Below are 23,630 nucleotides of genomic sequence, written 5' to 3'. Positions count from 1 at the left end.
GGGGGCAGCGTCGCCTGACCGTATCCCCACTCCGGGCTTCCGGCCCACCGGTTAGGCGAAACCGATGGATTTTCTCAACCCTCTCGACGCGATCTTCCTGGCCTTCGAATCTCGCGAGCATCCCATGCACGTGGGCGGCCTGCAGCTGTTCGAGCCGCCCGCCGACGCGGGTCCCGAGTTCGCTCGCGAGCTCTACGAAACCATGGCCGCGGCCACCGAGGTGCGCCCCCGATTCCGCAGGCATCCCAGCCGCATGTTCGGCGGCTTCTCGAGTCTGGCCTGGTCACACGCGGAAAATGTGGACCTGCACTATCACGTGCGGCGCAGCGCGCTGCCCTCCCCCGGCGGCATGGGCGACCTGCTGGACCTGACCGAACGACTACACGGGCAGCTGCTGGACCGGCATCGCCCGCTGTGGGAGACCCGGCTCATCGAGGGACTCGACGACGGCCGCTTCGCCGTCTACGTCAAGATGCATCACGCGCTCATCGACGGCGTCTCGGCCATGCGACTGCTGCAGCGCACACTCACCGACGATCCGCTCGACACCCGGGTCCGCGTCCCGTGGGTCACTCCGCCGCCCGTCACCAAGGACGCCTTCGAGGCCGAGCACGTCGACAGCCCCTGGCAGCAACTGCGCCGGGCCCTGCCGCGAATCATCCGCAACAGCCGTTCGATCGCGACGCCGCTGCGCGGAATCATCGACGGCCGGCTCACCCTGCCCATGACCGCGCCGCCCACCATGTTCAATGTGCCGATCGGCGGGGCGCGCAGCATCGCCGTGCGAAGCTGGCCGATGGAGCGGGTCAACGCGATTCGCACGGCCACCGGTGCGACGGTCAACGATGTCGTGCTCGCCATGAGCGCGGCGGCATTGCGCGCGTACCTGATCGAGCACGACGCCCTGCCCGCCGACCCGCTGATCGCCATGGTGCCGGTCAATATTCGCAGCGCCGCGGAATCCGATGCGTCCGAAGGCAATATCGTCGCGGCCTGCCTGGCGAACCTGGCCACCCACCTGGACGATCCGATCGAGCGACTCACCGCGATCAGCACCTCGATGCGCGAGACCAAGCAGGTCTTCACCCAGCTGCCGAAGCTGGAGGCGATGGCGCTGTCCGCTCTGCTGATGACACCGCTGGGCGTCTCGGTGATACCCGGCTTCGAGGGCCTGCCCCGCATGCCGTTCAACCTGGTGATCTCGAATGTGCCCGGGCCGCGCAAGCCGGTCTACATGCAGGGCGCGAGGCTGGACAGCAACTACCCGCTGTCGATTCCGTTCGATTCGCAGGCCATGAACATCACGCTCACCAGCAATAGCGAGAACCTCGACTTCGGCATCGTCGGCTGCCGTCGCACGGTCCCCGACCTCGATCGCTTCCCCGATCATCTGGAGGCCGGTCTCGCCGAACTCGAGCGCGCGGTCGCCTGAGCCGGATCCGCCGCCCCGCGTCCGACAGTCCGATGGGCCGGGGCGAGCGGCACAAGCACGGTCACTACGCTGGCCCCGGTGGAGACGTCCTGGCCCGAGCTGCGCACCCAGTGCCTGATCACCGAGGATGACGCCGTCCTCGCCTTGAACAAGCCCGCGGGGATCTCGGTGACGGGCGAGCGACACGACACCGACATCGTGGAGATGGCGGCCGCGCTCGGTGAGACGCTCTACCCGGTGCATCGGATCGACAAGGTGACCTCGGGGCTGGTGCTGCTGGCCAAACAATTGCCCGCGCACGGGGAGCTGACCCGGCAATTCAACAAGCGCACGGCGGCCAAGGCGTATCTCGCGGTGGTCGTCGGCACCGAACTCCCCGAGCGCGGAGTGATCGATCTGCCGCTGAGCGTGGGTCGCAAGAACCGGGTGCGGATCGCCGCGCCGCGCGAGAGCATCGCGCGCGACGGTGACGCCTGGCGGGTGGACGAGCGAGATCTGCTGGCGGGCAAGAACTATCCGTCGATCACGGAGTTCGCGACGCTGGCCCGCACCCAGACGCACACCGTGCTGGCGCTGCGGCCGATCACCGGGCGACGGCATCAGATTCGCGTACACCTGGCGTGGATCGGACACGCGATCGTCGGCGATCCGCTCTTCGACAGGTCCGGGGCGTATCCCCGGACGCATCTGCATTCCTGGCGACTCGGTCTGGAGGCGTCGTGGCGAGATCCGGCGGTGCTGGATCTCGAGGCCCACCCGGGAGCGGACTTCTGGAACATCGACGGGGTGCCCGTGAACGACGCTCCGGAGCAACTGCTGAGCAAGGCAAGCGAACTCATGACCGGAGTCACCGACATCCGCCATTGATGTGAAATCGCTATATTCGGTGGCGAGTCTCACCGAGACCGTATCCCGGCAGGTCAACTAGCCTCGATGGGGTGCCCGCGAGGTTTGCGGCGCGATCGGGCGCAATGATGCGGCCATTCACAGAAAGCGAACACCGATGGTTCTGCTGGCACAGCTCAGTGACACCCACTTCGACATGGGCGCACGGAACAACGAACGCGCCGAACGGGTTATGGCCTTCCTCGCCGAGCTGCCGCAGCGACCGGACGTCATCGTGGTCACGGGGGACATCGCCGACGAGGGCGAGATCGAGGAGTACCAGCAGGCGCGGGCGGCGCTGGTAGCGGATGTGCCGGTGCTGATCCTGCCCGGCAATCACGATGATCGCGGCAATATGCGCACCGTGCTGTTCGAGGAAGCCTCCAGCTACGAGCCGATCAATCAGGTGTTCCGGGCGGACGAGGTGACCCTGGTGCTGCTCGATTCGAGCATTCCGGGCAAGGCCGAGGGGTTACTGGCCGAGGAGACCTTCGAGTTCCTGACCACGGCGCTGGCCGAGACCGCCGAGGATGAATCGGTGCTGGTGGCCATGCATCATCCGCCGATTCCCGTGCAGTCCACGGTGACCGATCCGATCCGGCTCACCAATCCGGAGCGGCTGGCCGAGATTGTGGCCGGTGACGACCGGATTCTCGCGGTGCTGACCGGGCATGTGCACGCGGGGTTGATGGCGCAGTTCGCGGGCAAGCCGCTGATCGTCGCGCCGAGCGTGTCCTCCACCATCGGCTGCGAGTGGGAGACCGCGCGACCGGGTCACGTGCCGATCGACTTCGCACCGGATCCGTCGCTGGTGTTCCACTCGATCAAGGACGGCGCGCTGCTGTCGATGTTCCGGCCGATCGCCATGGGCGGATGGCTCGGCGAACCGCTGGATTGAGGATCACACGCTGCGGCGGTAGGCCGACGGAGTGGTGCCGGTCCAGCGTTTGAAGGCGTGGATGAAGGTCGAGGCCTCCGCGTAGCCCAGCCGGATCGCCACATCGCTCACCGAAAGTGGTGTGGCCGTGAGCATTTCCTCGGCCAGCGCGCGCCGTACCTCGTCCAGGAGCTGGCGGTAGCTGGTGCCCGCGGTATCCAGGTGCCGGCGCAGCGTGCGGGTGCTCATATTGAGATCCCTTGCCACGACGTCGATTCCGGGCGGGACCGCGAACCCGTCCACGCCGCCGCGCGGGACCAGGCGCTCGCGCACCTCGGCCGCTATGCCGGTGCGGGCGCGGCGGCGCGACACCAGATCACGGCACTGCGCCAGGCACATGGCCCAGGTGTGTTCGTTGGCCTGCGGGAGCGGCTTCTCCAGTACCGCGGGATCGATCGACAGGAGATTCTTCGGCTGCTCGAAACGCGGTAGCAGACCGTAGATTTCGAGGTACTGGTCGGTGTCGGACGGAGCCGGGTAGTCGAACTCCGCCCGCATCAGCTCCAGTCGATGGCCGACCAGGTCGCACAGCATCTGATGCATGGCGGTGACGTCGCGTTCGACCAGGAATCGGCGCACATCCGCGGGCACTCGTTCGTCGTGGATGCGGGCCACGAATTCGCCCGGCTGCCAGCGTGCTTCGGGGATACAGAAGGTGAAGCTCAGTTCCAGGTAGCGCAGCGCGAACGCGATGGCCTCGCCCAGCGTCGGGCTGCTGACACAGGCGAAACCGAAGATGCCGAAGGTGGTGATCCGGTAGCGGCGGCCGACCTCCAGACCGAGGTTCGGCCGGTCGCCCAGTTCTCGCACCAGGTTGCGGATGACGGCCAACTCGGTGCGCGCGTCGATCTGCGCGTCCGGATCGGTGAGCGTCGCTTCGCTCAGGCCGCTGCCCTGCAACATTCGGGCGACCGGCACGCCGTGATCGCGCGCGTAGCCGACCATGAGCAGGACGCTCGCTATCCCGCGCGCGAAGTCCCAGTCCCGGATCCCCGCCTCCTGCACCGTACTCATAGGGAAAGTATGGCCGAAATTCTCGATGCGGTGGGCGGGGGCCCGGCAGCGATCAGGGTTCGAGGTCGGTGACGCCCTGACCGGTGGACATATCGAACGGGACCGAGACCTGGTCGTGGGTGATCAGCCAGACGCCGTCGAGCTTGCGGAAGCCGAAGGTGGCCCGGACCCACATGCCCGTGACGGTCGGACCGCCGCGCAGGGTGCCGCCGAGGCGGCCGAAGGCGTGCGCGAAGGCCACGTCCTGACCGACGGTGAGGGTCAGGTCTCGCAGCTCGTAGGTCGGTTTCTCGAAGAAGGTGAAGACCTTGGCCCAGTTCTTCGATTTCGCGGCGGTGCCGACGTGCTGAAGTGGGGGTTCGACGTCGAAGGAGACGACGTCGGCGGAGTACAGGCGCATCAGGGCGTCGAGATCGGCGGACTCGATTCCTTCGATGAGTGCGCCGAGCTGCGCGGTGATCGCGGCATCGTTCGATTCGCGTCGATCAGGCATTGGTCGTTCCTTTCTGGTCAGCCGACGGCGATCGGGGCGCGCACCGGTGCGAGGGCGGCGCTCCAGGTGACGAGTTGATCGAGCATCGCGGTCAGGTCGGCGGCGTGACGTTCGCGCGGGGTGAAGACCGTGTAGTTCTCGAAATCGGTGAGCACAGAGACCACGACCTGACGTCCCACATCGGCCATGCCCAGGGCGGTGCAGATCGAGCGCAGATGTTCCACGGCGCGGATGCCGCCACCGGCGCCGTAGGAGACGAAACCGACTGCCTTGTTGCCCCATTCGGCGAAGAGGTGATCGAGGGCGTTCTTCAGCACGCCCGGAACGGAGTAGTTGTACTCCGGAGTCACGATGACGTAGCCGTCGAAGGGGGCGATCCGCTCGGCCCAGGCACGGGTGTGCTCGTTGACCGACGGGCCGAACATCGGGGCGACCGCCTCGTCCAGGTGTGGCAGGGGGTGATCGCGCAGGTCGATCAGTTCGAATTCCGCGTCCGTGCGGGCCGAGGCGGCCTCCAGCACCCACCGGGCGACCTGCGGGCCGTTACGTTTGGGACGAGTACTACCGAGGATGATCGCGATTCGGGTCATGTCCGATGCTCCTGCTCTGCCGGAAATGTTCACACTCTTCCGACGACGCAGCCGACCGGAATGTCAGGCCGCCTCACAATTCGGGTCGCTGATTCGTCAGATGAACAAGGGCTCGAGCCGACCGAAGGAGTGCGCACCATGACAGATCCGGAGTTGCCCGTGGTGATCAGCGAACGCCGTCGGCTGATCAACCTCGCCTACCGGCTGCTCGGCTCGCTGGCGGAGGCCGAGGACGTGGTGCAGGAGACCTACGCGCGCTGGTACGCGCTGTCCGAACTACAGCGCCGTGAGGTTCACACGCCGGGGGCGTGGTTCACGACGGTCGCGGGGCGGATCTGCCTGGATCTGCTCGGGTCCGCCCGTGCGCGCCGGGAAAGTTATGTGGGGGAATGGATTCCGGAGCCGGTGCCGGATCGGGCCGAATGGCTCGGTGGTCCGGTTCCGGCCGATCCGGCCGATCGGGTCACCCTCGACGAGTCGATCAGCATGGCGTTTCTGGTCGTCCTGGATTCCATGACCCCCGCCGAGCGGGTGGCCTTCGTCCTGCACGACGTGTTCCGCTACTCCTTCGCCGAAGTCGCCGAGGTCGTCGGCCGCACGCCCGCCGCCTGCCGCCAGCTGGCCTCGTCCGCCCGGGGTCGGATCCGCACCTCGCGCAGTCCGTCGACCGACGAGCGGGCCGGTGTGGTCAGGGCGTTCAAGCACGCATGGGAGACAACGAACATCGAAGCCCTTGTCGCGCTGCTGGATCCGCAGGCGATCGCGACCGCCGACAGCGGCGGGCTGGTCCCCGCGTTCTTCCATCCGATCGTCGGCGGCGACCGGATCGCCCGCACCTGGATGGAGATCGCCGCACGAAACTCCCTACCGACCCTCGTCGAGCGCACCGTGAACGGGCAGCCCGGGTTGGTGGCGCAGGTCGACGGCGTCACCGTCTCGGTCTACGCCTTCGACATCGCCGACGCTCGCATCACGCGCATCTGGGCGATCCGCAATCCGGAGAAGTTGAGGGTCTGGATGTAGGGATATAGGGCATGTGCCCGATGGTGTCGAGACTCCGGCGGTTGACAACATATAGCTATTACCCGAAACAAGTTTCGGGACAATGGTTTCCACATGCACCCGGAGGACACTCCCCCACCATGACACGAAACATGAAGTCGTCCAATTTGATTCGCAACGCCGTCGGAGTCGCCGTACTCGGCGTCGCGGCAAGCGTGACCGCGTTCGCCGCGCCCGCCTCGGCGACCGTCACCGGTATCGCGATCGCACCCTCGCCGACCTTCGGCGCTCACAGCTTCGGCACGGGCTGCTCCTACACGGTGACGGTCTCGGTGGACGACGACAGCCAAACCGTCTACTTCTTCGAAGAAGGCCAGGGACCCACCGGTTTCGCCGATGCCAAGCCGTCCGGCGGTGTCGCGAAGGCGACCTGGACCCCGTCCTCCACCAAGCCCACCTACCTCTACGCGATCCAGCCGAACGCCACCTCCCAGATCCGCCAGCCGGTGAACATCGGCACCGGCGTCAACCTCGGTTCCGCCTGTGTCGTCAGTTGATTCGATCCCCCAGGAGTTCTGACATGTCCGCACCACGCCGACTCTTCGTCGCGACCCTCATCACCGCCGCATCCCTCGCCGGAGCCGGAGCCGCAACCGCCGCTCCCCTCCCCCTCGAAACACCCGCAGCACCCTCGAACGAGCCCGTCGCCGGGGGCTGGTGCGACCTCGATCCGCTGATCGGGCTGTGGTGCCTGATCGCCAGCCCCTCGGCTTAGCCACCATCGTTCGATCGGATCGAAGTATTCGAGCTCGCGAAACCGTTCGACGTCACGGCCGGGGATATTCTCCGGCCGTGACCGGTGCGCAGGAACGCGAAATCGATAACGACGGTCAATGACTGTGTCGGCGAACACATTTCGTCAAGTCGGGAATGGTTTCGGGGGATTTGATTCGGGCGGCGGTGTCGGATAGAACTTGTTCCGTTGCAATTCGCAACGTCAAACGTCCTGTGGGCCAATAGTGTTCGCCGCACAGGATCGGGGAGGACAGGGAACAATCATGCGTCGGACTATGCGCAATTTCGGTCGTAAGGCTCTTGTCGCGGCGTTGCCGCTCGCGGTCGCGGCTACTTTCGCCGGTGCCGGTGCGGCGTCCGCCGATGCCGTGGAGGCCGCCCCGCAGTCGGCCGCCGTCGTGCAGCTGGCGCCGGCTCCGCAGGTCGCGCCGGTCGCCGAGGCCGTGGTCGCGCCGGTCGCCGAGCAGCCCGCAGCTCCGGAGATCGCCCAGGACGTGGCCGCCACCGGCCCGCAGGACATCGCCACCAATCCCGAAGCCGCCAACCATGATCCGCTGGCCAATGGTGCGGCCGCGGGTGCGATCGTCGGAGCCGTATTCGGAGCGGTCGTCTGCGCCGCAACCGTGGTGGGCATTCTGCTGATTCCGCTGTGCGCCCTCGGACCGGCCTTCCAGGGTGCACTTGTCGGCCTGATCGTCGGCGCGGTCGCCCCGACCATCGTTCCGCAGGTTCTGCCCTGATCCCCCGGGCATAGTTCTTCCGTATTCCGGCAGTCGAATTCGATTCGGCTGCCGGAATTCGTTTGTGCCCAGAGCCGGTACGGCTATTCGGCTTCCGTCGGGCCGACTACAGCCGACGGGTCGGCGTGCGGCCGAGAATCTCGCTCCGGTCGGTAGTCGGTACGGTCTCAGGCCGCCATCGCGGCCTTCGATCGAGGGCGTCGTCCGGCGCTACCGATCGCTCCGGTGCTCGAATCGGCCCGGTACGCACACCGGACAGCGCCATTTTCGTGAATGTGAAATTTTGTCGTTTGGCAACATGATGCCACTTGGCGAAATTTATTGGTGCACTTACGTTTCCAAGACCAAGCAACCGCTCGGATCGGCTCGGGAGCAAGAGGTACTCGGAATGAAGACAAGAATTCTGCTGGCCGCCGCACTGACCGCCGGCTCGACCGGCATATCGGCCTTCCTCGGCACACCAGTCGCGCAGGCACAGCAGGCATGTAACTGGACTGTCAACACCGGGACCACGGTGGCTCGCGATACAACCGTGGACGGCCCCTACAGCAGCTACAACCTCTACAGCGGAAACTCGACGAGCTGTTCGAAGACCGGAGCCACGGTGGTGCAGGGCCTTCAGGTGAAGATCTACTGCTGGCAAACCAACGACGCGGGCAACGCCTGGGCCTGGATCCAGGCCTTCCCGGGCACCAAAGGGTGGATATCGCGAAGCAACCTCGGCTCCTACACCGCCGTTGCCAAGTGCTGATTTCCCCGATGCTCTCGTGGGGCTTGGATACCGATGGTGGCCGTCGGTAGCGCCGATCTGGCAACCCTCGAGACGGGGACGGCGGGAGTCGTCGCGAATAGTCAACTGCCACATCGCGTTACGTCGGAGGATTGATTCCCGCCCAGTAGCTGAGAGCGGTCGAGAGGCGGATCGGACAGGGCGATCAACCTGTTGGACCTGGGATTGATTTTCTGAAACACGTTTCTTTTGGTCGGTTGCTAGGTTAGGTTCACGGCTACGCCGGACAAGCGGCGACGAGATAGTCGGAGGACAGCGTGGAATTTCTTGGCGTGATCGCCGGACTCGCACAGATGGTTATCGGCACCATCCTGGCCAACACGGGATCAGGCGGTTCCGGCTCCGGCTGGTGAACCCCAGGGTTCGGCTCGTCCCCCGCGAGCCGAACCTCCCTGTCAGACGAATTCGATCCGACCGAATCGGCCATCGATCACAGCCGAGAATGCCGTCGTCGACGAGCAACCGGACTTGGCACTGCGCCTCGCGCTGGAGGTCCCCGCAGGACTGCGGCCGACATCGGACAACCGCAACCGGCACCTGCTCGACGTCGCCTCTGCCCATCTGGACCTGCGGCGCTACGACAACGCCTTCGAGATCCTCCACCAGCTTGCCCGTGAAGCCCGGCCGTGGCTCGCCGAACAGCGCATCGCGCGAGACCTCGTGGGCCGGATGATCGCCAAGCGCCGCACACTCACCGACGACATGCGCGACCTCGCGGACCTGATCCACTTGGAATACTGAACCCCGTACGGAATTCGACGCTGCATCGTCGTTCGCATGCCGGACCGGTTGTGGCACTTCGAAAGCCCTCGAACCGAAAGTGCCATTGTCGGCGTCACACCTCCGGCCCGAACCTGAGTACCTCGCACGATCTCTACTCCACCGAGGACCAGGAGACTTCCGATGGATACCGTCTTCGCTCTGGTGATTGTGGCTGCGGCGCAGCTCGCTGCTTTGCTTGTCAGCGTCGATTTCTCCGATACCGCGCGGCATCGGAGTGGGAGATCCGTAGCCGATATCAGAGAGTGGCTGGAGCGTGAACGTGGCCGGACTTTCGTTCCGGTGAGTCGGCGGTGGTGATCATGCTCAAGGTGGTGCGCGGGGCGGATGCGGAGGCCGTCATCACGCCGAACCTCGGGCATTTCGGTGATCTCACTCCGACGCGGCTGGTCGCGGTGGCGGACCTGATCACCGTGGAGCCCGCGGAGACGTATCAGCGGTGGATCATTCGAGTCCGGTGATCGCTCGAGGCTCAGGTCGGAACAACGCGCGGCGCGGGTGAGTGCGGGGTGGATTGTCGGCCGGAAATCTCAATTGGGTCGGCCACCAAAACCGGTGGTCGCTCCTAGAGTGGAGGGAGTCTTTGTGAGGAGGGCCACATGCCGTCGATCGTGATCATCGGTGCCGGGTTCGGGGGGCTCGGGATGGCTGTGGAATTGCAGCGGAACGGGTTTCGGGAGTTCACGATTCTGGAGCGGGCGGCGGATCTGGGTGGGGTGTGGCGGGAGAACACCTATCCCGGGGCGGCGTGTGACGTTCCCTCACCCCTGTACTCGTATTCGCACGAGCCGAAACCGAAGTGGCGGCAGCGGTATTCGGAGCGAGAGGACATCTACGCGTACGCGCGGGGGGTTGCGGAGCGGCACGGGCTGTTCGAGCACATCGAGTTCGGGGCCGAGGTCAGTGCGGCCGAATTCGACGAGAGCACCGGGAAGTGGACGGTGCTCACCTCGGACGGGGTGGCGCGGACCGTCGATGTGGTGATTTCGGCCGTGGGGCAGCTGTCCCGGCCCGCGATGCCGGATATTCCGGGGGTCGGGGCGTTCGGCGGCGAGTCGTTCCACTCGGCGCAGTGGGATCACAAGGTCGATCTCGCGGGGAAGCGGGTGGCCTGTATCGGCACCGGGGCCAGCGCGATTCAGTTCATTCCGGAGATTCAGCCGCAGGTGGCGGAGCTGACGCTGTTCCAGCGGACCGCAGCGTGGGTGTTGCCGAAATTCGACACCGACTACAAGCCGGTGCATCAGCGAGTACTGATCGAGATGCCGGGAATGCCTTCGGCGGAACGCTTTTCGTGGTGGGCCATCGGCGAGTTCGTGGCGCTGGGGCTGGTGGAGTTCCCCGGAATCATCCGGCTGGTGTCGGGGATGGCCCAGCGGCATCTCGAGGAACAGGTGACCGACCCGCAATTGCGGGCCGAGCTGACGCCGGACTATCCGATCGGCTGCAAGCGGGGCCTGTTCTCCAACGACTACTTCCCGGCGCTCACCCAGCCGAACGTGAGCCTGGAGACCACCGGGATCAGCGAGATCGTCGCCGAGGGAGTGCGAACCACGGACGGGGTGGTGCATCCGGCCGATGTGATCATCTACGGCACCGGGTTCAAGGGCACGGAGTTCTTGTGGCCCATGAAGATTCGAGGACGCGGCGGCCGGATCCTCTCGGACGCCTGGGAGGGCGGGGCGCACGCGTATCTGGGGATCACCGTGCCGGAGTTTCCGAATTTGTTCCTGGTGTACGGACCGAACACCAATCTCGGGGTGGGGTCCATCATCTACATGCTCGAATCGCAGGCCCGGTACATCCGGCACGCGGTGCAGGTGCTCGCGGAGCGGCCGGGGCAGTACCTCGAGGTGAAGGCGGACATCGAGCGGGAGTACAACGACGCACTGCAGGAACGACTCTCGCGGACGCCGTGGAACTTCTGCAGCAGCTGGTATCGGACCGCCTCGGGACGGATAACCAACAACTGGCCGGGAACCACCCGCAGCTACCGGCGACGCACTCGCCGAGTGAAATTGTCGGACTATCGACTCACCGGCGCGGGGTAGGCGACTCACCCGCGGCAGCTCGCGAGGGACCGTGGCAAACGTGTGGCATATTCTCCGCCATGCGCACTCGCCTCCGGCTGCTTCTCCCGATCGCGCTCGCCGCCGCACTGCCGGTGACCGGCTGTTCCTCGACCGCCTCCGACGCCGCACCGAGGCCGACGACCATCACCAAGACGACGGTTCCCGGGTCCCAGCAGTTCGATCTCTACGTGGCCGAGGAGACCGTGCCGTGCACGGGCGTCGCGCCACAGGAGTGCCTGCAGGTGCGGCGCGACCCGAATGCGGAGTGGGAGTTGCACTACGGCGGGATCACCGGCTTCGACTTCGAGCCGGGATTCAGCTATCACCTGGTTGTCGAGCAGCGGCCGTGGGTCGATCCGCCGGCCGACGCGCCGTCGTTCACCTGGCATCTGGTGCGGGTGCTGTCCAAGCAGCCCGCGCAGTAGCGCGAATTCCCGCCCTCACCACGACAGTTCGGCGCGGCGGCGGGCCGAGCCCGGCCTTCACCCGCAATGTCGCGTGCTCGAAGTCCTCGGCCCGGTACCCGCAGCACGTCGCACCGGTCGGCCCACATAGTTGCCGGACGCCCTTTCCGGGGCGTCTCGGTACACGTGATCGTGTCGCAAGAGCAAGCCGAATGCATAAGTACGCATGAGTGCAAGTGCGTCCATTCTGGCGGGTCGAACCGATGCGGACCTGGGCAGAGTCCCGGACACGGCAGACTGGTCTACGTGACCGATTCGTTCCGGATTCGAGATGGCGCCCCCGGGCAGCCACTCGCGTCCACTCCCCCGCACGGCCCGCTGCGTCCGATCGAGCTCGCGACCGGTGCGGTCCTGGGCGGCGCGACCGTCGGACTCGTGACCGTCGGCTCGCTGGTGCCGTTCGCCGCGGCCCTGCAACTGGTGGCGGCGGTGCCGATGGGGTTGCTCGCCAGCCGGCACCGGCTGCGCACCATCGTCGGCACCACCATCGCCGCGACCCTGGTGACCTTCGTGGCGGCGGGACTGGTCCCGGCGACCAATCTGGTCGGCGTCGGCGTGGTCGGCTGCATCGTCGGCATCGTGAAGCGGCGGCGCGGCGGCATCCTCGCGGTGCTCGGACTCTCCGCGCTGGCCGGAGCGGTGGGCGCGGGGTTCTCGATCGGCATGCTGCTGCTGTTCTCCCGGACCCGCGAACTGCTCTTCGACACGATCCGCAGCAGCGCGAAGGGCCTGGAGAATCTCACCGCGCGCCAGACGTGGCTGGAACCGCTGGGCAGGAACGTGGCCGCCTTCGCCGATGCGGTGCTGCACTGGTGGTGGGCCTACATCGGCGGCGGCATCATCGCCGCGATGATGGTCAGCAGCGTGGTGTCCTGGTACGTGCTCGGCTCGGTCCTGGACCGGCTGACCTGGCTGCCCGGACGCGACGATCTGCTGGACGCGCCCGCCGACGATCGTCCGGTCGCGCCGCTCCCGATCACGTTGCGGGACGTGTCCTTTCGATACCCGGGCGCACGCACCGACGCGCTGCAGGGCATCGACCTGACCGTGCGAGTGGGCGAATTCGTGGCCGTGGTCGGACACAATGGCTCCGGAAAGTCCACGCTCACCAGGATTCTCGCGGGCCGCCCACCGACCGGCGGCACCGTGACCAGCCCCGGATCCGCGGGCCTGGGCGTACTCGGCGGCACCGCGATGGTGTTGCAGCGGCCCGAAAGCCAGACCCTCGGCGTCCTGGTCGCCGACGACGTGGTGTGGGGTCTGCCGACCGAGGTCGCCGCGCGCGTGGACATCGACGGGCTGCTGGGCGAAGTGGGCCTGTCGGGCATGGGCGGCCGGGAGACCGCCACCCTGTCGGGCGGCCAGCAGCAGCGGCTCGCGGTCGCCGCGGCACTCGCGCGGCAACCCACCCTGCTGCTCGCCGACGAAGCCACCTCGATGATCGATCCCGAGGGCCGGCGCGATCTGGTCGCACTGCTCGCCACCCTGCCCCGGCGGCACGAGATGGCCGTCGTCCTGGTCACCCATCACGAGGCCGACGCGGCCGCCGCCGACCGGGTGGTGCACCTGAGCGCCGGACGGTCGGTCGATCATCTGCCCGCGTGGCCCCGACCGGTCCGCGACCAGCGACAGCGAGCCATGGGCGAGACCGTGCTGACGCTGAAGGGCGTGCGGCACACCTACAACCACGGCACGCCGTGGGAGGCGCCCGCACTGCACGGCATCGATCTGACGGTGCGACGCGGCGAGGCGCTGCTCGTCGTGGGCGGCAACGGTTCCGGCAAATCCACGCTCGCCTGGATCATGGCCGGACTCACCGTCCCCAGTGCAGGCAGCTGCGAATTGCATTCGCGGCGCGGAGTACAAGCGGTGAGCAAGCGAATCGGCTCGGTGCAGCTGGCGTTCCAGCATTCGCGACTGCAATTGCAGAAGCAGACCGTCGGGGCGGAGATCGAGGATTGGGGCGGCACCGGCACCGCCGCCGTCGGCCGCGCGCTCGACGCGGTCGGGCTGGACCGGGCGCTGGCCTCGCACTCCATCGAGGGACTCAGCGGCGGACAGGCCAAGCGCGTGGTGCTGGCCGCCATCGTGGCCAGCCGGCCGCAGGTGGTGGTGCTGGACGAGCCGCTCGCCGGACTCGACCCGGAGGGGCGCACAGGAGTGGTGGAATTGATTGCGCGACTGCGAGATTCGGGACTGACCGTCATCGTCATCTCACACGACGTGGCCGATATGGCGGCGGTGTGCGACCGCACCGTGCACCTGCGCGACGGCCGTCTGGTCGAGGACCCCGCAGCAGCGAAGACCTTCACCCCCTCGCACGACTGGTTCGGAGGTGTCCGATGAGCGGCGGCGGCGGCGTTGTTCTGCGCGAAGTACCCGTGGACAGCCCGGTGCATCGGCTCTGGGCGGGCACCAAGATGATCGCCGCCTTCGCCATCAGCGTGCTGCTCATGTTCATTCCGTCCTGGCCGGTATTGGGTCTGGTCATCGCGTTCCTGGCCGGTGTCTGGCTGACCGCGCGGCTGCCCCTGGGCACCATGCCGCGGTTTCCGTGGTGGTTCTGGCTGGGCGTCCTGATGGGCGCGCTGATCAACGCGCCGGTCGGGCTCGACGCGGTGCTGCGATACGCGAACGTCGTCGTGTTCGGCTTCATTCTGCTTGGCGCGTCCTTCCTGATCGCCTGGACCACTCAGATGGGCGATATCGCGCCCGCCCTGGCCAAACTCGGTGCGCCCCTGAAACGGATCGGCTGGACGCGCCGCGGTGTGCGGCATCGCATTCCGGTGAACGAGTGGTCGGTCGTGGTGGCACTGACACTGCGCGGGCTTCCGCTATTGCTGGAGGAAATGCGAATCCTGCGAGCTGCCCGCAAACTCCGGCCGAAGAATTCCTGGGTGCAGCAGGCCGCGGAGAACCCGCTCGTGGACATTCTGACCGCGAGCCTCGCGGTCTCGAGCAGGCGTGCGGGCGAACTCGGCGAGGCCATCACCACCCGCGGCGGCACCGGTGAATTGACGGCTCGTCCCAGCTCACCCGGGCGAGGCGATGCGATCGCCTTGGTCGTGGTGGCGGTGGTGTGCGCGGCGGCGGTCGGGGTGGATCTGCTCTTCTGATCGTCGCGCGCATCGGGCAGGCAACTATCGGGCCAAAAATTGCTCGACGCGTCGGTGGTACGCGCTAATGTTGCTGACATTAGAACGCGTTGCGATCCGTTTTCGGCCCAACACGTTTGCAAGGGGTGGAGGGAATTCGATCGTGTGGGCGGAGCGTTGCGCGAAAAACCTGATGAAGATTGGAATTACATGATGCTGCGTAAGATCACCGCAGTCGCCGCACCCGTTGTCACCGCAGTTGCCATCGCGGGCGCGGGCGTGGGCGTCGCACACGCCGATGCGGGCGTGCCCGATATCGGTTACCGGACCGATTTGGTCGGCAACACCATCATCACCACGCTCACCGACGGTCGGTTCGAGGTCGCCGGCGACACCGTGCACGTCAACGATTCCGCCGGGAACACCGTGGTCAGCCTGCCGCTGTCGTTCTACCAGGACGGCAAGCAGTACCCGATGCCCGTCGCGCTCAGCGACGACGCGCACACGCTGTCGCTGACCGCCGTCAAGGACGAGGCCGCCGCCTGGCCGGTGGCGATCAAGCCCGTCGCCTCGCCGCAGGAGAACCTGCGCGCGCAGCAGAACTTCGCCAGTCAGTTCGGCATCGCCACCGCGATCGGCGCGCTGGTGGGCACCGCCATCGGCGCGCTGGTCGGCTTGACCGGCATCATCGCCGGCCCGACCGTCATCGCCAGCGTCATCCTCGGCGCGGGTGTCGGCGGCGTCATCGGCTCGTTGCTGGTCGGTGGCCCGACTCTGCTGATCGCCGGTATCGACCTGATCAGCACCCTGGTCGCGCCGCCCGGTTCCACCCAGTGGTCGTACCCGGGCGACAACTGATCCGAGCCCTCGGGTGCACCGCGCTCAGCGCACGGTGCACCCGGTACTCGCCGGGATGCCGGCGAAGCGATCGGACAGAAAACCCATGGCCCCGAAGGCTTCCAGCGCGGCGGCGGGATTGTGGCCGGGGATTCCCGAGTGGATCGCGGTGAGGTTCGCCCCCAGAGCGCAGTAGCGGTCCACCAGGGACGTGAAGCCGTCCACCGGGATCACGTCGTCGGCGATGCTGTGATAGAGGTACAGCGGTACGTCCGGAGCCCAGCCGCCGAGTTCCTGACGGTTGGTCGCTGCGCGAAAAGCCGGGTGGTCCAACAGATTCGGCTCGTTGGCGTACTCGTCCACGTGACGATAGAGATGCCTCGAGACCAGGTCTCCGCCGCACGCGTCCGCCTCCTGCTCCATGAGCAGGCGACCGTTGTCGTTGAGCGCGTCGGCCAATCCGGATCCGGGGTCGTTGCGCGCCATGGCGATCAGGATCAGCACGCCGAGACCGGCCTGATAACCGCCGTCCACCCCGCCCACGATGCCGGGGATGTTCGACGGCACGCCGCCGGAGGTGACACCGGCGAACCACAGCTCCGGGGCATAGCTCGCGCGCAGCTGCATGGCCCACAGGGTGGCGAACGCGCCGCCGGAATAGCCCCAGGCGCCGAGCGGACTGGACTCGGTGATGCCCAGTGGCACAAAGGATCTGGCGGCGCGGACGCCGTCCAGCACGGCTCGTCCCGAGTTCACGCCGTCGAAGAACCGGGACTGCGGGCCCTCGTAGTCCGATACCACCACCGCCCAGCCGCGCCGCATGGCCTCGGCCAGGAACGGCACGTCGAGCACGGTGTTCACGATCGAGAAGTCACGACCGCCGCGCAGGGCGAACGAAGGGGCGCAACGGGTTCCGAGACTGTCCTCGGCCACCTGGTACGAGAGCAGGGGGCGCGAACCGGCTCCGAGCCACGGCACCATGGGGACCATGACGGTGGCGACATCGGCGTTCGCCTCGCCCGCCGAGCCGGTGGTCCGATACTGCAATTGCCAGCCCGAGACCGGCAGCGGCAGGCCCAGTACCGAGATGGGCCGCGAGTTCATGATCGCGCCGTTCTCGAACTCGCTCAGGCCGACCGGCTCGGCGTAGAACGGATCCTGGTCCGGGAAGGGGATATCGGCGCGCGTGCCGGGCACCACCACGACCGCCGCCAGGAGCGCGACCACCGCGACGAGACCGACTCTCCACCAGGTTCTTTCCCGCGCCGGTAACGCGGCGGCGAGACCGTCCGGGTGGTATCGATCCAGAGAACTCCGCGCGAATGCTCCGAAAGCTCCGTCGTACCACCGCATAGAAGCGCCTCCAGCGTCGTATTCACCGACACTCCAGGCACTACGGGCACATAGGACGGCCGATAGAATCTCCGGCGCATCGGAAAATTCAAGGTACTTCGGCTATCACACCAGGTCAACGGGCTTCCGCGCGTCGTTGCTGGCGCGTTGCGGACAAACCGGCCGCCCACCTGGGGATGAGCGGCGTGAACGCCATATGAGACTGGACGGTCTTCGAACACATTGAGCCCCACGCGGTTACGTGGGTTCGCCCCCGGTCCGATCTATCAGCGCGGCGAACATGGTGATGATGCGGTTACCGAGTTCTTTTGCGGTGGTACCCATTTCGGCGGCGCGCTTGCCGAGCTTGCCGTCGATCTCCAGAGAGGCCAGGCCGTGAGCGAGAGCCCACCAGGCCAGGGCCAGGGTTTCGGCATCGGCGGCGGGAAGCACTCCGGCCCGAATCGCGTCGGCGAGAGCAGTTTCCAGGACGGCGAAGGCGGCGTCGCCGGCATCACCGGGTTCGTGGACCTTGTCCGAGCGGATGAGCTCGGGCCGGAACATGAGGCGGAAGTAGGAGGGGTTCGCCACGGCGAAGCGGACGTAGGCCTCGGCCATGCCGGTGAGCACGGCGCGCGGATCGGGATCGGCGGCGCGGGCCGCGAGCAGTTCCTCACGCAGGATCTCGTAGCCGCGAGTGGACAGGGCGGCCAGCAGGGCGGCGCGATCCGGAAAATGGTGATAGGGCGCGCCGGGACTGACCCCGGCCTCGCGAGCCACCCGGCGCAGACTCACCGCGGCCAGACCCTCGGTGTCGATGAGCTGCAGCGAGGCGCGCAGCAGCTCTTCGCGGAGGGCCCCGTGGTGATAGCGGTCCTTGGTCGGCGGCATTGGATGAGAGTACGGGGTTGACACTTCGGGCCTCAGCAATCTATACAGTGATTACATTCTAAACACTGCTCAGATTGGAGCAAGGCAATGCCCGATCTCGTTCTCGTCACCGGAGCGTCCGGCTATCTGGCCGGACACGTCATCAGCGAACTCGCCGACCAGGGCTATCGGCTGCGCGGCACCGTGCGCTCCCTCGCCCGGAAGTCGGCACTGGATCATCTGCCCGCCGGAATCGAACTCGTGGAGGCCGAGCTCGGCGCCGACGCGGGGTGGGCCGAGGCCGTGGCCGGTTGCCGGTATGTGGTGCACACCGCCTCCCCCTTTCCGGCCGCGGACCCGAAGGACGAGAACGAGATCATTCGGCCCGCGGTGGACGGCACGCTGCGGGTGCTGCGGGCGGCCGAGGCCGCGGGCGTGGAGCGGGTCGTGCTCACCTCGTCGGTCGCCGCGATCATGGCGGGCAACACCGGCCACACCCTCACCGAGGACGACTGGTCCGCGCTCGCGGCGTGCGATCCGTACCCCAAGAGCAAGACGCTCGCCGAGCGCGCCGCCTGGGATTTCGTGGCCGAGCATCCCGAACTCGAACTGGCCGTGATCAATCCCGGCATGATCACCGGGCCCGTGCAGCACGCGGGCCTGAGCACCTCTGTCGGCGCCATTCGCACCCTGCTCGCCGGGGAGATGCCGGGCGTCCCGCGCCTGAACTTCGCCACGGTGGATGTTCGCGACGTAGCCACCGCGCACCGACTGGCCATGGAATTGCCCCAGGCCGCCGGGAACCGCTACATCGCGGCGGGCGAACAGATCTCGTTCCCGGATATGGCCCGCATCCTGGCCGGTCGGTACCGCGTCGCCACGCGGACCCTGCCCGATTGGCTGGTGCGCCTGGCCGGACGCTTCGACGCCAACGCCCGCAACGCTTCTCGATTCCTCGGCCGCGAGGAGAAGGTCTCCGCCGCCAAGGCGCAGCACGACCTCGGCTGGACCATGCGCCCGGTCGATCAATCCCTTTTCGAGACCGCCGAGAGCCTGATCTCGCTCGGCGCGGTGAAGGATCCCGGCGCACCCAAGCACGCCGCGACCAGGGCCGCCAACGCCTGAGTCCGACCAACGCCTGAGTCCGACCAACCGCTCACGCTCCGAGAAGCTCCGGCAGACGACTCATCGCAGGAGTCAGTCCAGCAATCGATGACTGGATCTGTTTTAGGGGTCCAGTCGTGGCGATCATTGTGGGATGCTGATCCGTCGCCTCGTCGCCCTCTACGCCGGACTGTGGTTGTACGGGTTCTCGATGGCCGTGATGCTGCGGGCGGCGATGGGGCTGGATCCGTGGGACGTCTTTCATCAGGGCGTTGCCGGGAGGGTGCCGCTGAGTTTCGGGACCGTGGTGGCGCTGGTGGGCGCGCTGGTGTTGCTGGCCTGGATTCCGTTGCGACAGCGGCCCGGACTCGGGACGATCAGCAATGTCGTGGTGATCGGGATCGCGGTGGACGCGAGCCTCTGGATGCTGCCGCAGGTGCAGGGGCTCGGGCTGCGGATCGGGGCCATGCTCACGGCGGTCGTGCTCAATGCCGTCGCCTCGGTGCTGTACATCGGGGCCGGGATGGGGCCCGGGCCGCGCGACGGTCTGATGACCGGGCTGGTCCGGCGCACCGGGCGGCCGGTGTGGGCGGTGCGCACGACGATCGAGGTCACGGTGCTCTCGGTCGGATGGGTGCTGGGCGGGAGCCTCGGAATCGGAACCCTGGTGTACGCCTTCGGCATCGGGCCGCTCATCCACCTGATGATCCCGCTGGTCGACCGCTTCCTGCCGGGCTTCCACGAGACGCCGGCGCACCCCGCGCGTACCGCCCCGGAACCCGGCACCGAGACCACCCGACCGCTCGCCGCCTGACCGCCGTCGCCGCACGGGCATGCTCTCGGATCACCGCCCCGCCAGCTCGGCCCCGACCTCACCGCCGACGTCGCACAGGCACACCCTCGGATCACCGCGCTTCCCGCTCGGCCTCCGACCTCACTGCCGCCGACCCCACCCTCACCCCCGAAGATCCGCGGCGAACTGGGCGACCACTTACCCGGACATCAGAACGCCGTGCGCCTGCTGGGGCACGCCTTCGCATGTCGGCGTCCGTCGTCACCATCGGTCCCGGCCTGCCGTACGGTCAGGCCGGTCGCCGTCGCGACCTGCGCCGAGGCCGGCGCGGGCTCACGTAGTGTGGAGTTCCAAAGTTGTTGTGGGAGCTACCGATAGCGGGGAACGATGCGGCACGGTAACGGGCTGGAAATTCCGGAGACGCTCGAGGATGTGTGTGCGCCCGAGCGCATGGCATTGATCGTGTACGACATGCAGGCCGGGGTGCTGGGGCAGTTGACGGACGGGCCCGCGATCGTCGAGCGGGTGGTGCGCGTGGTGGAGGCCGCGCGCCGAGGCGGGTATCCGATCATCTTCCTGCGGCACATGTTCCTGCCCAAGCGACTGATGGGGACGTTCGCGCTGCGGATGGCCATGAGCTGGCAGGGCGTGGACTCGGTGGAGGCGGTCACGCCGATTCTGCAGCGGGATACGCCGGGATTCCAGCTGGTGCCGGAGCTACAGCCGCAGCCCGGCGAGATGGTGTTCGACAAGACCTCCATGTCGGCGTTCGAGGGCACCCCGCTGGCTTCCACGCTGCGCGATCTCGGCATCGGCGCCTACGCCATCGTGGGCGTGGCCCTGGAGATCGGCATCGCGCCCACCGTCACGCATTCCACCGATCTCGGGTTCCTGCCGGTGGTCGTGGAGGATGCGGTGGGCGGTAAGGACAAGCCCGGAATGGTCAGGGCCATGGAGGATTTCGCGTTCCAGGGGCACGCCTGGTGACCGACGTGGACACCATCGCACCGCTGCTGGAGAAGACGAGCTAGCACCCGGACCGGGCCCGAGTCGCCGGAGCGACCCGAAAGGCTCAGTCCGGGTCGGGAATCCAGGCCGGATGCCACAGGCGTCCGGCCTCGGTCCAGTTCTGGAAGCGCACGACGCCGGTCACCTTCGGGGTCACCCACGTCGCGTCCCTGATCTCCTCGGCGGTGAGTTCGTTCACGAACGGGCTGGTCTTGCGCTCCAGGCGACCCAATCGGGAGGCGAGTTCGCTCATCTCCCGCTCGCTGAAACCGGTGCCGACCCGGCCCAGGTAATACAGTTCGCCCTCGTGGCGGACACCGACCAGCAGCGAGGCGAACCGGCGGTTCTCCGATCGCCGGTAGCCGCCGACCACCACCGGCAGGGTGCGCCAATTGCGGGTCTTGATCCACGACTGTCCGCGCTTGCCGGGCAGATACACCGAATCGCGGCGCTTGGCCACGACTCCCTCCAGCGCGTGATCGCGGGTGTGGCGCAGGGCTTGCGCACCCGAACCCTCGAGCCGCGCCGGAACCTTCAGCGAAGGCGCCTGTGCGGCAAAGGCTTCGAGCACCCGGCGTCTGTCCTCGTAGCGCTTGCGCACCAGTGAGGTGCCGTCCAGGTACAGCACGTCGAAGGCGACGAAGACCGCTCGGCCCGCGTCCGCGCGCAGCAGAGCGAGATTCGCGCCGCCGTGCTCGTCGAGCACCACGGCCTCGCCGTCGAGCACCGCGCGATGCCCGGCCAGTTCCGTCCCCAGCGCCGCGATGCCCGGATACTTCCCGGTGACGATATGCCCGGCCCGGCTGCGCAGGGTCACCGTGCCGTCCTCGATCTCGGCGATCAGGCGGAAGCCGTCCCATTTCGTCTCGAATGCCCAGTGTTCGGCGTCGAGGGTGGCCACGTCCCCGGGTGAGGCGAGCATCGGAGCCAGGGCGTGCGGGAACGGAGCATCGCGAACAGCGGTATCCCGTTGTGCACCAGCGCTTTCGGCATCGAAATCGCCGGTCTGCGGAGTCTGGTCCTTCATCAGATGCATGAGCCACTGGGTGCCGCTGGTCCGGATGAGCGCGTACCGCCCGTTCAGCCGCTCGCCGCTCAAGCGCACGATGACCTCGTCCGCACGCCACTTCTCGGTCTCGTAGGTGCCGGTGTCCCAGATCTCCATCTGCCCGGCCCCGTACTCCCCCTTGGGAATCGAACCGTGGAAGTCCAGGTATTCCAGCGGATGGTCCTCGGTGTGCACCGCGAGCCGGTTCTCGTGGGTGTCGATCGGCGGACCCTTGGGCACCGCCCAGGACACCAGCACGCCGTCTCGTTCCAGGCGCAGGTCATAGTGCAGTCGACGGGCCCGATGTTCCTGTATCACATAGCGATTCCCGATACTCGGCACCGGAGAACCGGCGGGCACGGGCTCGGGCGTGCGCTCGGCGTCGCGCATGGACCGGTAGGCGTGCAGCCGGTCCGGGGTGGCGTCTTCGAGCGGATCGTCCAGGCCCGCGAGCAGGTCGCCGTGTTCCCGGAACCGCTTCAGGACCTCGTCCATCCGCAAGTGCCGCAGGTCTTTTCGCTGTTCGATCTCGTCCCAGGAGCGGGGTGCGGCGACCCACGGCTCGGAACGGCCACGCAGTGAGTACGGCGCGATCGTGGTCTTGGACGGATTGTTCTGGCTCCAGTCCAGGAACACCTTGCCATCGCGCGCGACCTTGGCCATGGTGGCGGTCACGAGTTCCGGGCGCAGCTGCTGCAGGTTCGTGGCCACCTGCTTGGCGACTGCGGACGCGCCGTTCGGCTCGAGCGTGTGATCCAGCGGCACGTAGACGTGAATACCCTTGGATCCACTGGTCACCGGGTACGCGTCCAGGCCCACCTCGCGAACCACGTCGCGCAGGATCAGCGCGACCTCGGCGCATTCGGTCAGTCCCGCACCCGGCCCCGGATCGAGATCGAAGACCAGCCGGGTGACCGGCCCGACCTCGCGGCCGTCGAAACGCCATTGCGGCACATGCAGTTCCAGTGCCGCCTGCTGGCCGAGCCAGGCCATTCCGGCGACCGAATCGATGAGCGGGTACACCACGGTGCGGTCCGAATGCCGCACCGAGCGGCGTTCGAGCCAGCCGGGTGCGTGCTCGGGCAGGTTCTTCTCGAAGAACGAGGACTCCCGGACACCGTTCGGCCAGCGCTTGCGGGTCACCGGGCGCCCGGCGATATGCGGGAGCAGCGCCGGGGCGATGGCGGTGAAATAGTCGATGACCTCGCCCTTGACGGTGCCCGTGTCCGGATACAACACCTTGTCGAGGTTGGTCAGCCCAACCTCGACGCCCCCGAAATCCCGGCGGGACCCCATGCCAGCAGTGTAGAGCGGGCGGCGGGCATCGCCCGGCTCCCGCACCGGTTCCGTCACCGCACCGAGACCGCCGCGGCGCGCTGTCCGGCACCGTGTCGGCGACGCCGCCGGAACCTGATCCGCGCCCGAAAAGCCAACGGGCCGTTCGGATTACCGGCGCACGTGCGGCACCGGACCCGAACGGCCCGCGAATATCGGCGAAATCAGGGCTGCGGCGTATCTCCCGGGGCGGCTTCCGGCGCCGGCGCGGGAG

24 protein-coding genes are annotated in these 23,630 nt (G+C 67.3%); 18 read left to right on the top strand and 6 right to left on the bottom strand.

The window, feature by feature from the left end; genetic code table 11:
* Nucleotides 1–64 precede the first annotated feature (64 nt).
* From NJ1_RS35220 to NJ1_RS35210, 3 genes are all read left to right on the top strand, one after another.
* Nucleotides 65–1,432, top strand: coding sequence for a WS/DGAT/MGAT family O-acyltransferase (locus NJ1_RS35220; RefSeq protein ID WP_067703819.1), 1,368 nt, complete (start codon nt 65–67; stop codon nt 1,430–1,432).
* 78 nt (nt 1,433–1,510) lie between these two features.
* Complete coding sequence (locus NJ1_RS35215; RefSeq protein WP_067703816.1) at nt 1,511–2,299, top strand: RluA family pseudouridine synthase; 789 nt, start codon at nt 1,511–1,513, stop codon at nt 2,297–2,299.
* A gap of 136 nt (nt 2,300–2,435) precedes the next feature.
* Nucleotides 2,436–3,215: a metallophosphoesterase gene (locus NJ1_RS35210; RefSeq protein ID WP_067703813.1), complete on the top strand. Its 780-nt coding sequence runs from the start codon at nt 2,436–2,438 to the stop codon at nt 3,213–3,215.
* Nucleotides 3,216–3,218: 3 nt separating this feature from the next.
* On the opposite strand, the gene NJ1_RS35205 is transcribed toward NJ1_RS35210, so the two are convergent.
* Genes NJ1_RS35205 through NJ1_RS35195 form a run of 3 tightly spaced genes read right to left on the bottom strand, consistent with a single transcriptional unit; the run spans nt 3,219 to nt 5,351 of the window.
* Entirely contained in the window at nt 3,219–4,268 is a 1,050-nt protein-coding gene (locus NJ1_RS35205) for an AraC family transcriptional regulator (RefSeq protein WP_067703810.1), read from the bottom strand.
* A gap of 52 nt (nt 4,269–4,320) precedes the next feature.
* Nucleotides 4,321–4,761, bottom strand: coding sequence for a YybH family protein (locus NJ1_RS35200; RefSeq protein ID WP_067703807.1), 441 nt, complete (start codon nt 4,759–4,761; stop codon nt 4,321–4,323).
* 17 nt (nt 4,762–4,778) lie between these two features.
* Nucleotides 4,779–5,351, bottom strand: coding sequence for an NADPH-dependent FMN reductase (locus NJ1_RS35195; protein WP_067703804.1), 573 nt, complete (start codon nt 5,349–5,351; stop codon nt 4,779–4,781).
* A gap of 138 nt (nt 5,352–5,489) precedes the next feature.
* Between NJ1_RS35195 and sigJ the strand changes: the two genes are divergently transcribed.
* The 12 genes from sigJ (at nt 5,490) to NJ1_RS35140 (ending at nt 15,947) form a co-directional block, all read left to right on the top strand.
* Nucleotides 5,490–6,374 carry an RNA polymerase sigma factor SigJ gene (sigJ, locus tag NJ1_RS35190; protein WP_067703801.1) on the top strand — a complete coding sequence of 295 codons (885 nt, stop codon included), beginning with the start codon at nt 5,490–5,492 and terminating at the stop codon, nt 6,372–6,374.
* 119 nt (nt 6,375–6,493) lie between these two features.
* Nucleotides 6,494–6,910 carry a hypothetical protein gene (locus tag NJ1_RS35185; protein ID WP_157574542.1) on the top strand — a complete coding sequence of 139 codons (417 nt, stop codon included), beginning with the start codon at nt 6,494–6,496 and terminating at the stop codon, nt 6,908–6,910.
* Between the two features lie 23 nt (nt 6,911–6,933).
* Entirely contained in the window at nt 6,934–7,128 is a 195-nt protein-coding gene (locus NJ1_RS35180; protein WP_067703795.1) for a hypothetical protein, read from the top strand.
* A gap of 283 nt (nt 7,129–7,411) precedes the next feature.
* Nucleotides 7,412–7,888 carry a hypothetical protein gene (locus tag NJ1_RS35175; RefSeq protein WP_157574540.1) on the top strand — a complete coding sequence of 159 codons (477 nt, stop codon included), beginning with the start codon at nt 7,412–7,414 and terminating at the stop codon, nt 7,886–7,888.
* A gap of 388 nt (nt 7,889–8,276) precedes the next feature.
* Nucleotides 8,277–8,639 (top strand): SH3 domain-containing protein, encoded by a 363-nt coding sequence (locus NJ1_RS35170; RefSeq protein WP_067703788.1) that lies wholly within the window; start codon nt 8,277–8,279, stop codon nt 8,637–8,639.
* Nucleotides 8,640–9,146: 507 nt separating this feature from the next.
* A complete protein-coding gene (locus NJ1_RS35165) occupies nt 9,147–9,419 on the top strand; it encodes a hypothetical protein (protein ID WP_067703785.1) in 273 nt (90 codons plus the stop codon).
* Between the two features lie 332 nt (nt 9,420–9,751).
* Nucleotides 9,752–9,919 (top strand): hypothetical protein, encoded by a 168-nt coding sequence (locus NJ1_RS39550; protein ID WP_157574538.1) that lies wholly within the window; start codon nt 9,752–9,754, stop codon nt 9,917–9,919.
* A 138-nt stretch (nt 9,920–10,057) separates the two neighbouring features.
* A complete protein-coding gene (locus tag NJ1_RS35160) occupies nt 10,058–11,509 on the top strand; it encodes a flavin-containing monooxygenase (RefSeq protein WP_067703782.1) in 1,452 nt (483 codons plus the stop codon).
* Between the two features lie 59 nt (nt 11,510–11,568).
* Nucleotides 11,569–11,955, top strand: a complete 387-nt coding sequence (locus NJ1_RS35155) for a DUF4377 domain-containing protein (protein ID WP_067703779.1) — start codon at nt 11,569–11,571, stop codon at nt 11,953–11,955.
* A 285-nt stretch (nt 11,956–12,240) separates the two neighbouring features.
* On the top strand, nt 12,241–14,340 hold the full coding sequence (locus tag NJ1_RS35150; RefSeq protein ID WP_422615805.1) for an ABC transporter ATP-binding protein: 2,100 nt from the start codon (nt 12,241–12,243) through the stop codon (nt 14,338–14,340).
* On the top strand, nt 14,337–15,110 hold the full coding sequence (locus NJ1_RS35145; protein ID WP_067703776.1) for an energy-coupling factor transporter transmembrane component T family protein: 774 nt from the start codon (nt 14,337–14,339) through the stop codon (nt 15,108–15,110). Before NJ1_RS35150 ends, NJ1_RS35145 begins: the two co-directional genes overlap by 4 nt.
* A gap of 192 nt (nt 15,111–15,302) precedes the next feature.
* Entirely contained in the window at nt 15,303–15,947 is a 645-nt protein-coding gene (locus tag NJ1_RS35140; protein ID WP_339381264.1) for a DUF8020 domain-containing protein, read from the top strand.
* 24 nt (nt 15,948–15,971) lie between these two features.
* Here NJ1_RS35140 and NJ1_RS35135 read toward each other — a convergent pair whose 3' ends face one another.
* Nucleotides 15,972–17,153 (bottom strand): lipase family protein, encoded by a 1,182-nt coding sequence (locus NJ1_RS35135; protein WP_157574536.1) that lies wholly within the window; start codon nt 17,151–17,153, stop codon nt 15,972–15,974.
* A gap of 363 nt (nt 17,154–17,516) precedes the next feature.
* Entirely contained in the window at nt 17,517–18,149 is a 633-nt protein-coding gene (locus tag NJ1_RS35130; RefSeq protein ID WP_067703770.1) for a TetR/AcrR family transcriptional regulator, read from the bottom strand.
* A gap of 87 nt (nt 18,150–18,236) precedes the next feature.
* Between NJ1_RS35130 and NJ1_RS35125 the strand changes: the two genes are divergently transcribed.
* The 3 genes from NJ1_RS35125 to NJ1_RS35115 all read left to right on the top strand — a co-directional run bounded on the left by NJ1_RS35125 (nt 18,237) and on the right by NJ1_RS35115 (nt 21,012).
* On the top strand, nt 18,237–19,253 hold the full coding sequence (locus tag NJ1_RS35125; RefSeq protein WP_067703768.1) for an SDR family oxidoreductase: 1,017 nt from the start codon (nt 18,237–18,239) through the stop codon (nt 19,251–19,253).
* Nucleotides 19,254–19,386: 133 nt separating this feature from the next.
* Complete coding sequence (gene yczE, locus NJ1_RS35120; protein ID WP_067703766.1) at nt 19,387–20,046, top strand: membrane protein YczE; 660 nt, start codon at nt 19,387–19,389, stop codon at nt 20,044–20,046.
* A 366-nt stretch (nt 20,047–20,412) separates the two neighbouring features.
* A complete protein-coding gene (locus tag NJ1_RS35115) occupies nt 20,413–21,012 on the top strand; it encodes a cysteine hydrolase family protein (protein ID WP_084479184.1) in 600 nt (199 codons plus the stop codon).
* Nucleotides 21,013–21,097: 85 nt separating this feature from the next.
* Here NJ1_RS35115 and NJ1_RS35110 read toward each other — a convergent pair whose 3' ends face one another.
* The gene (locus tag NJ1_RS35110) at nt 21,098–23,377 is read right to left on the bottom strand and encodes an ATP-dependent DNA ligase (protein ID WP_067703857.1); all 2,280 of its coding nucleotides are present in this window, start codon (nt 23,375–23,377) and stop codon (nt 21,098–21,100) included.
* Nucleotides 23,378–23,630: the final 253 nt, after the last annotated feature.

The organism is Nocardia jejuensis NBRC 103114, assembly GCF_001613145.1.
GTDB classification, from domain to species: domain Bacteria; phylum Actinomycetota; class Actinomycetes; order Mycobacteriales; family Mycobacteriaceae; genus Nocardia; species Nocardia jejuensis.
The sequence above is the reverse complement of the archived record's forward strand: the minus strand, read 5'-3'. Positions and strand labels throughout refer to the sequence as shown.

Excerpts from the sequence above, each read along its gene's own strand:
- NJ1_RS35220 (WP_067703819.1), top strand. The coding sequence starts at position 65 with ATGGATTTTCTCAACCCTCTCGACGCGATCTTCCTGGCCTTCGAATCT.
- NJ1_RS35210 (WP_067703813.1), top strand. The coding sequence starts at position 2,436 with ATGGTTCTGCTGGCACAGCTCAGTGACACCCACTTCGACATGGGCGCA.
- NJ1_RS35205 (WP_067703810.1), bottom strand. The coding sequence starts at position 4,268 with ATGAGTACGGTGCAGGAGGCGGGGATCCGGGACTGGGACTTCGCGCGC.
- NJ1_RS35200 (WP_067703807.1), bottom strand. The coding sequence starts at position 4,761 with ATGCCTGATCGACGCGAATCGAACGATGCCGCGATCACCGCGCAGCTC.
- NJ1_RS35195 (WP_067703804.1), bottom strand. The coding sequence starts at position 5,351 with ATGACCCGAATCGCGATCATCCTCGGTAGTACTCGTCCCAAACGTAAC.
- sigJ (WP_067703801.1), top strand. The coding sequence starts at position 5,490 with ATGACAGATCCGGAGTTGCCCGTGGTGATCAGCGAACGCCGTCGGCTG.
- NJ1_RS35185 (WP_157574542.1), top strand. The coding sequence starts at position 6,494 with ATGACACGAAACATGAAGTCGTCCAATTTGATTCGCAACGCCGTCGGA.
- NJ1_RS35180 (WP_067703795.1), top strand. The coding sequence starts at position 6,934 with ATGTCCGCACCACGCCGACTCTTCGTCGCGACCCTCATCACCGCCGCA.
- NJ1_RS35175 (WP_157574540.1), top strand. The coding sequence starts at position 7,412 with ATGCGTCGGACTATGCGCAATTTCGGTCGTAAGGCTCTTGTCGCGGCG.
- NJ1_RS35170 (WP_067703788.1), top strand. The coding sequence starts at position 8,277 with ATGAAGACAAGAATTCTGCTGGCCGCCGCACTGACCGCCGGCTCGACC.
- NJ1_RS35160 (WP_067703782.1), top strand. The coding sequence starts at position 10,058 with ATGCCGTCGATCGTGATCATCGGTGCCGGGTTCGGGGGGCTCGGGATG.
- NJ1_RS35155 (WP_067703779.1), top strand. The coding sequence starts at position 11,569 with ATGCGCACTCGCCTCCGGCTGCTTCTCCCGATCGCGCTCGCCGCCGCA.
- NJ1_RS35145 (WP_067703776.1), top strand. The coding sequence starts at position 14,337 with ATGAGCGGCGGCGGCGGCGTTGTTCTGCGCGAAGTACCCGTGGACAGC.
- NJ1_RS35140 (WP_339381264.1), top strand. The coding sequence starts at position 15,303 with ATGCTGCGTAAGATCACCGCAGTCGCCGCACCCGTTGTCACCGCAGTT.
- NJ1_RS35130 (WP_067703770.1), bottom strand. The coding sequence starts at position 18,149 with ATGCCGCCGACCAAGGACCGCTATCACCACGGGGCCCTCCGCGAAGAG.
- NJ1_RS35125 (WP_067703768.1), top strand. The coding sequence starts at position 18,237 with ATGCCCGATCTCGTTCTCGTCACCGGAGCGTCCGGCTATCTGGCCGGA.
- yczE (WP_067703766.1), top strand. The coding sequence starts at position 19,387 with ATGCTGATCCGTCGCCTCGTCGCCCTCTACGCCGGACTGTGGTTGTAC.
- NJ1_RS35115 (WP_084479184.1), top strand. The coding sequence starts at position 20,413 with ATGCGGCACGGTAACGGGCTGGAAATTCCGGAGACGCTCGAGGATGTG.
- NJ1_RS35110 (WP_067703857.1), bottom strand. The coding sequence starts at position 23,377 with ATGGGGTCCCGCCGGGATTTCGGGGGCGTCGAGGTTGGGCTGACCAAC.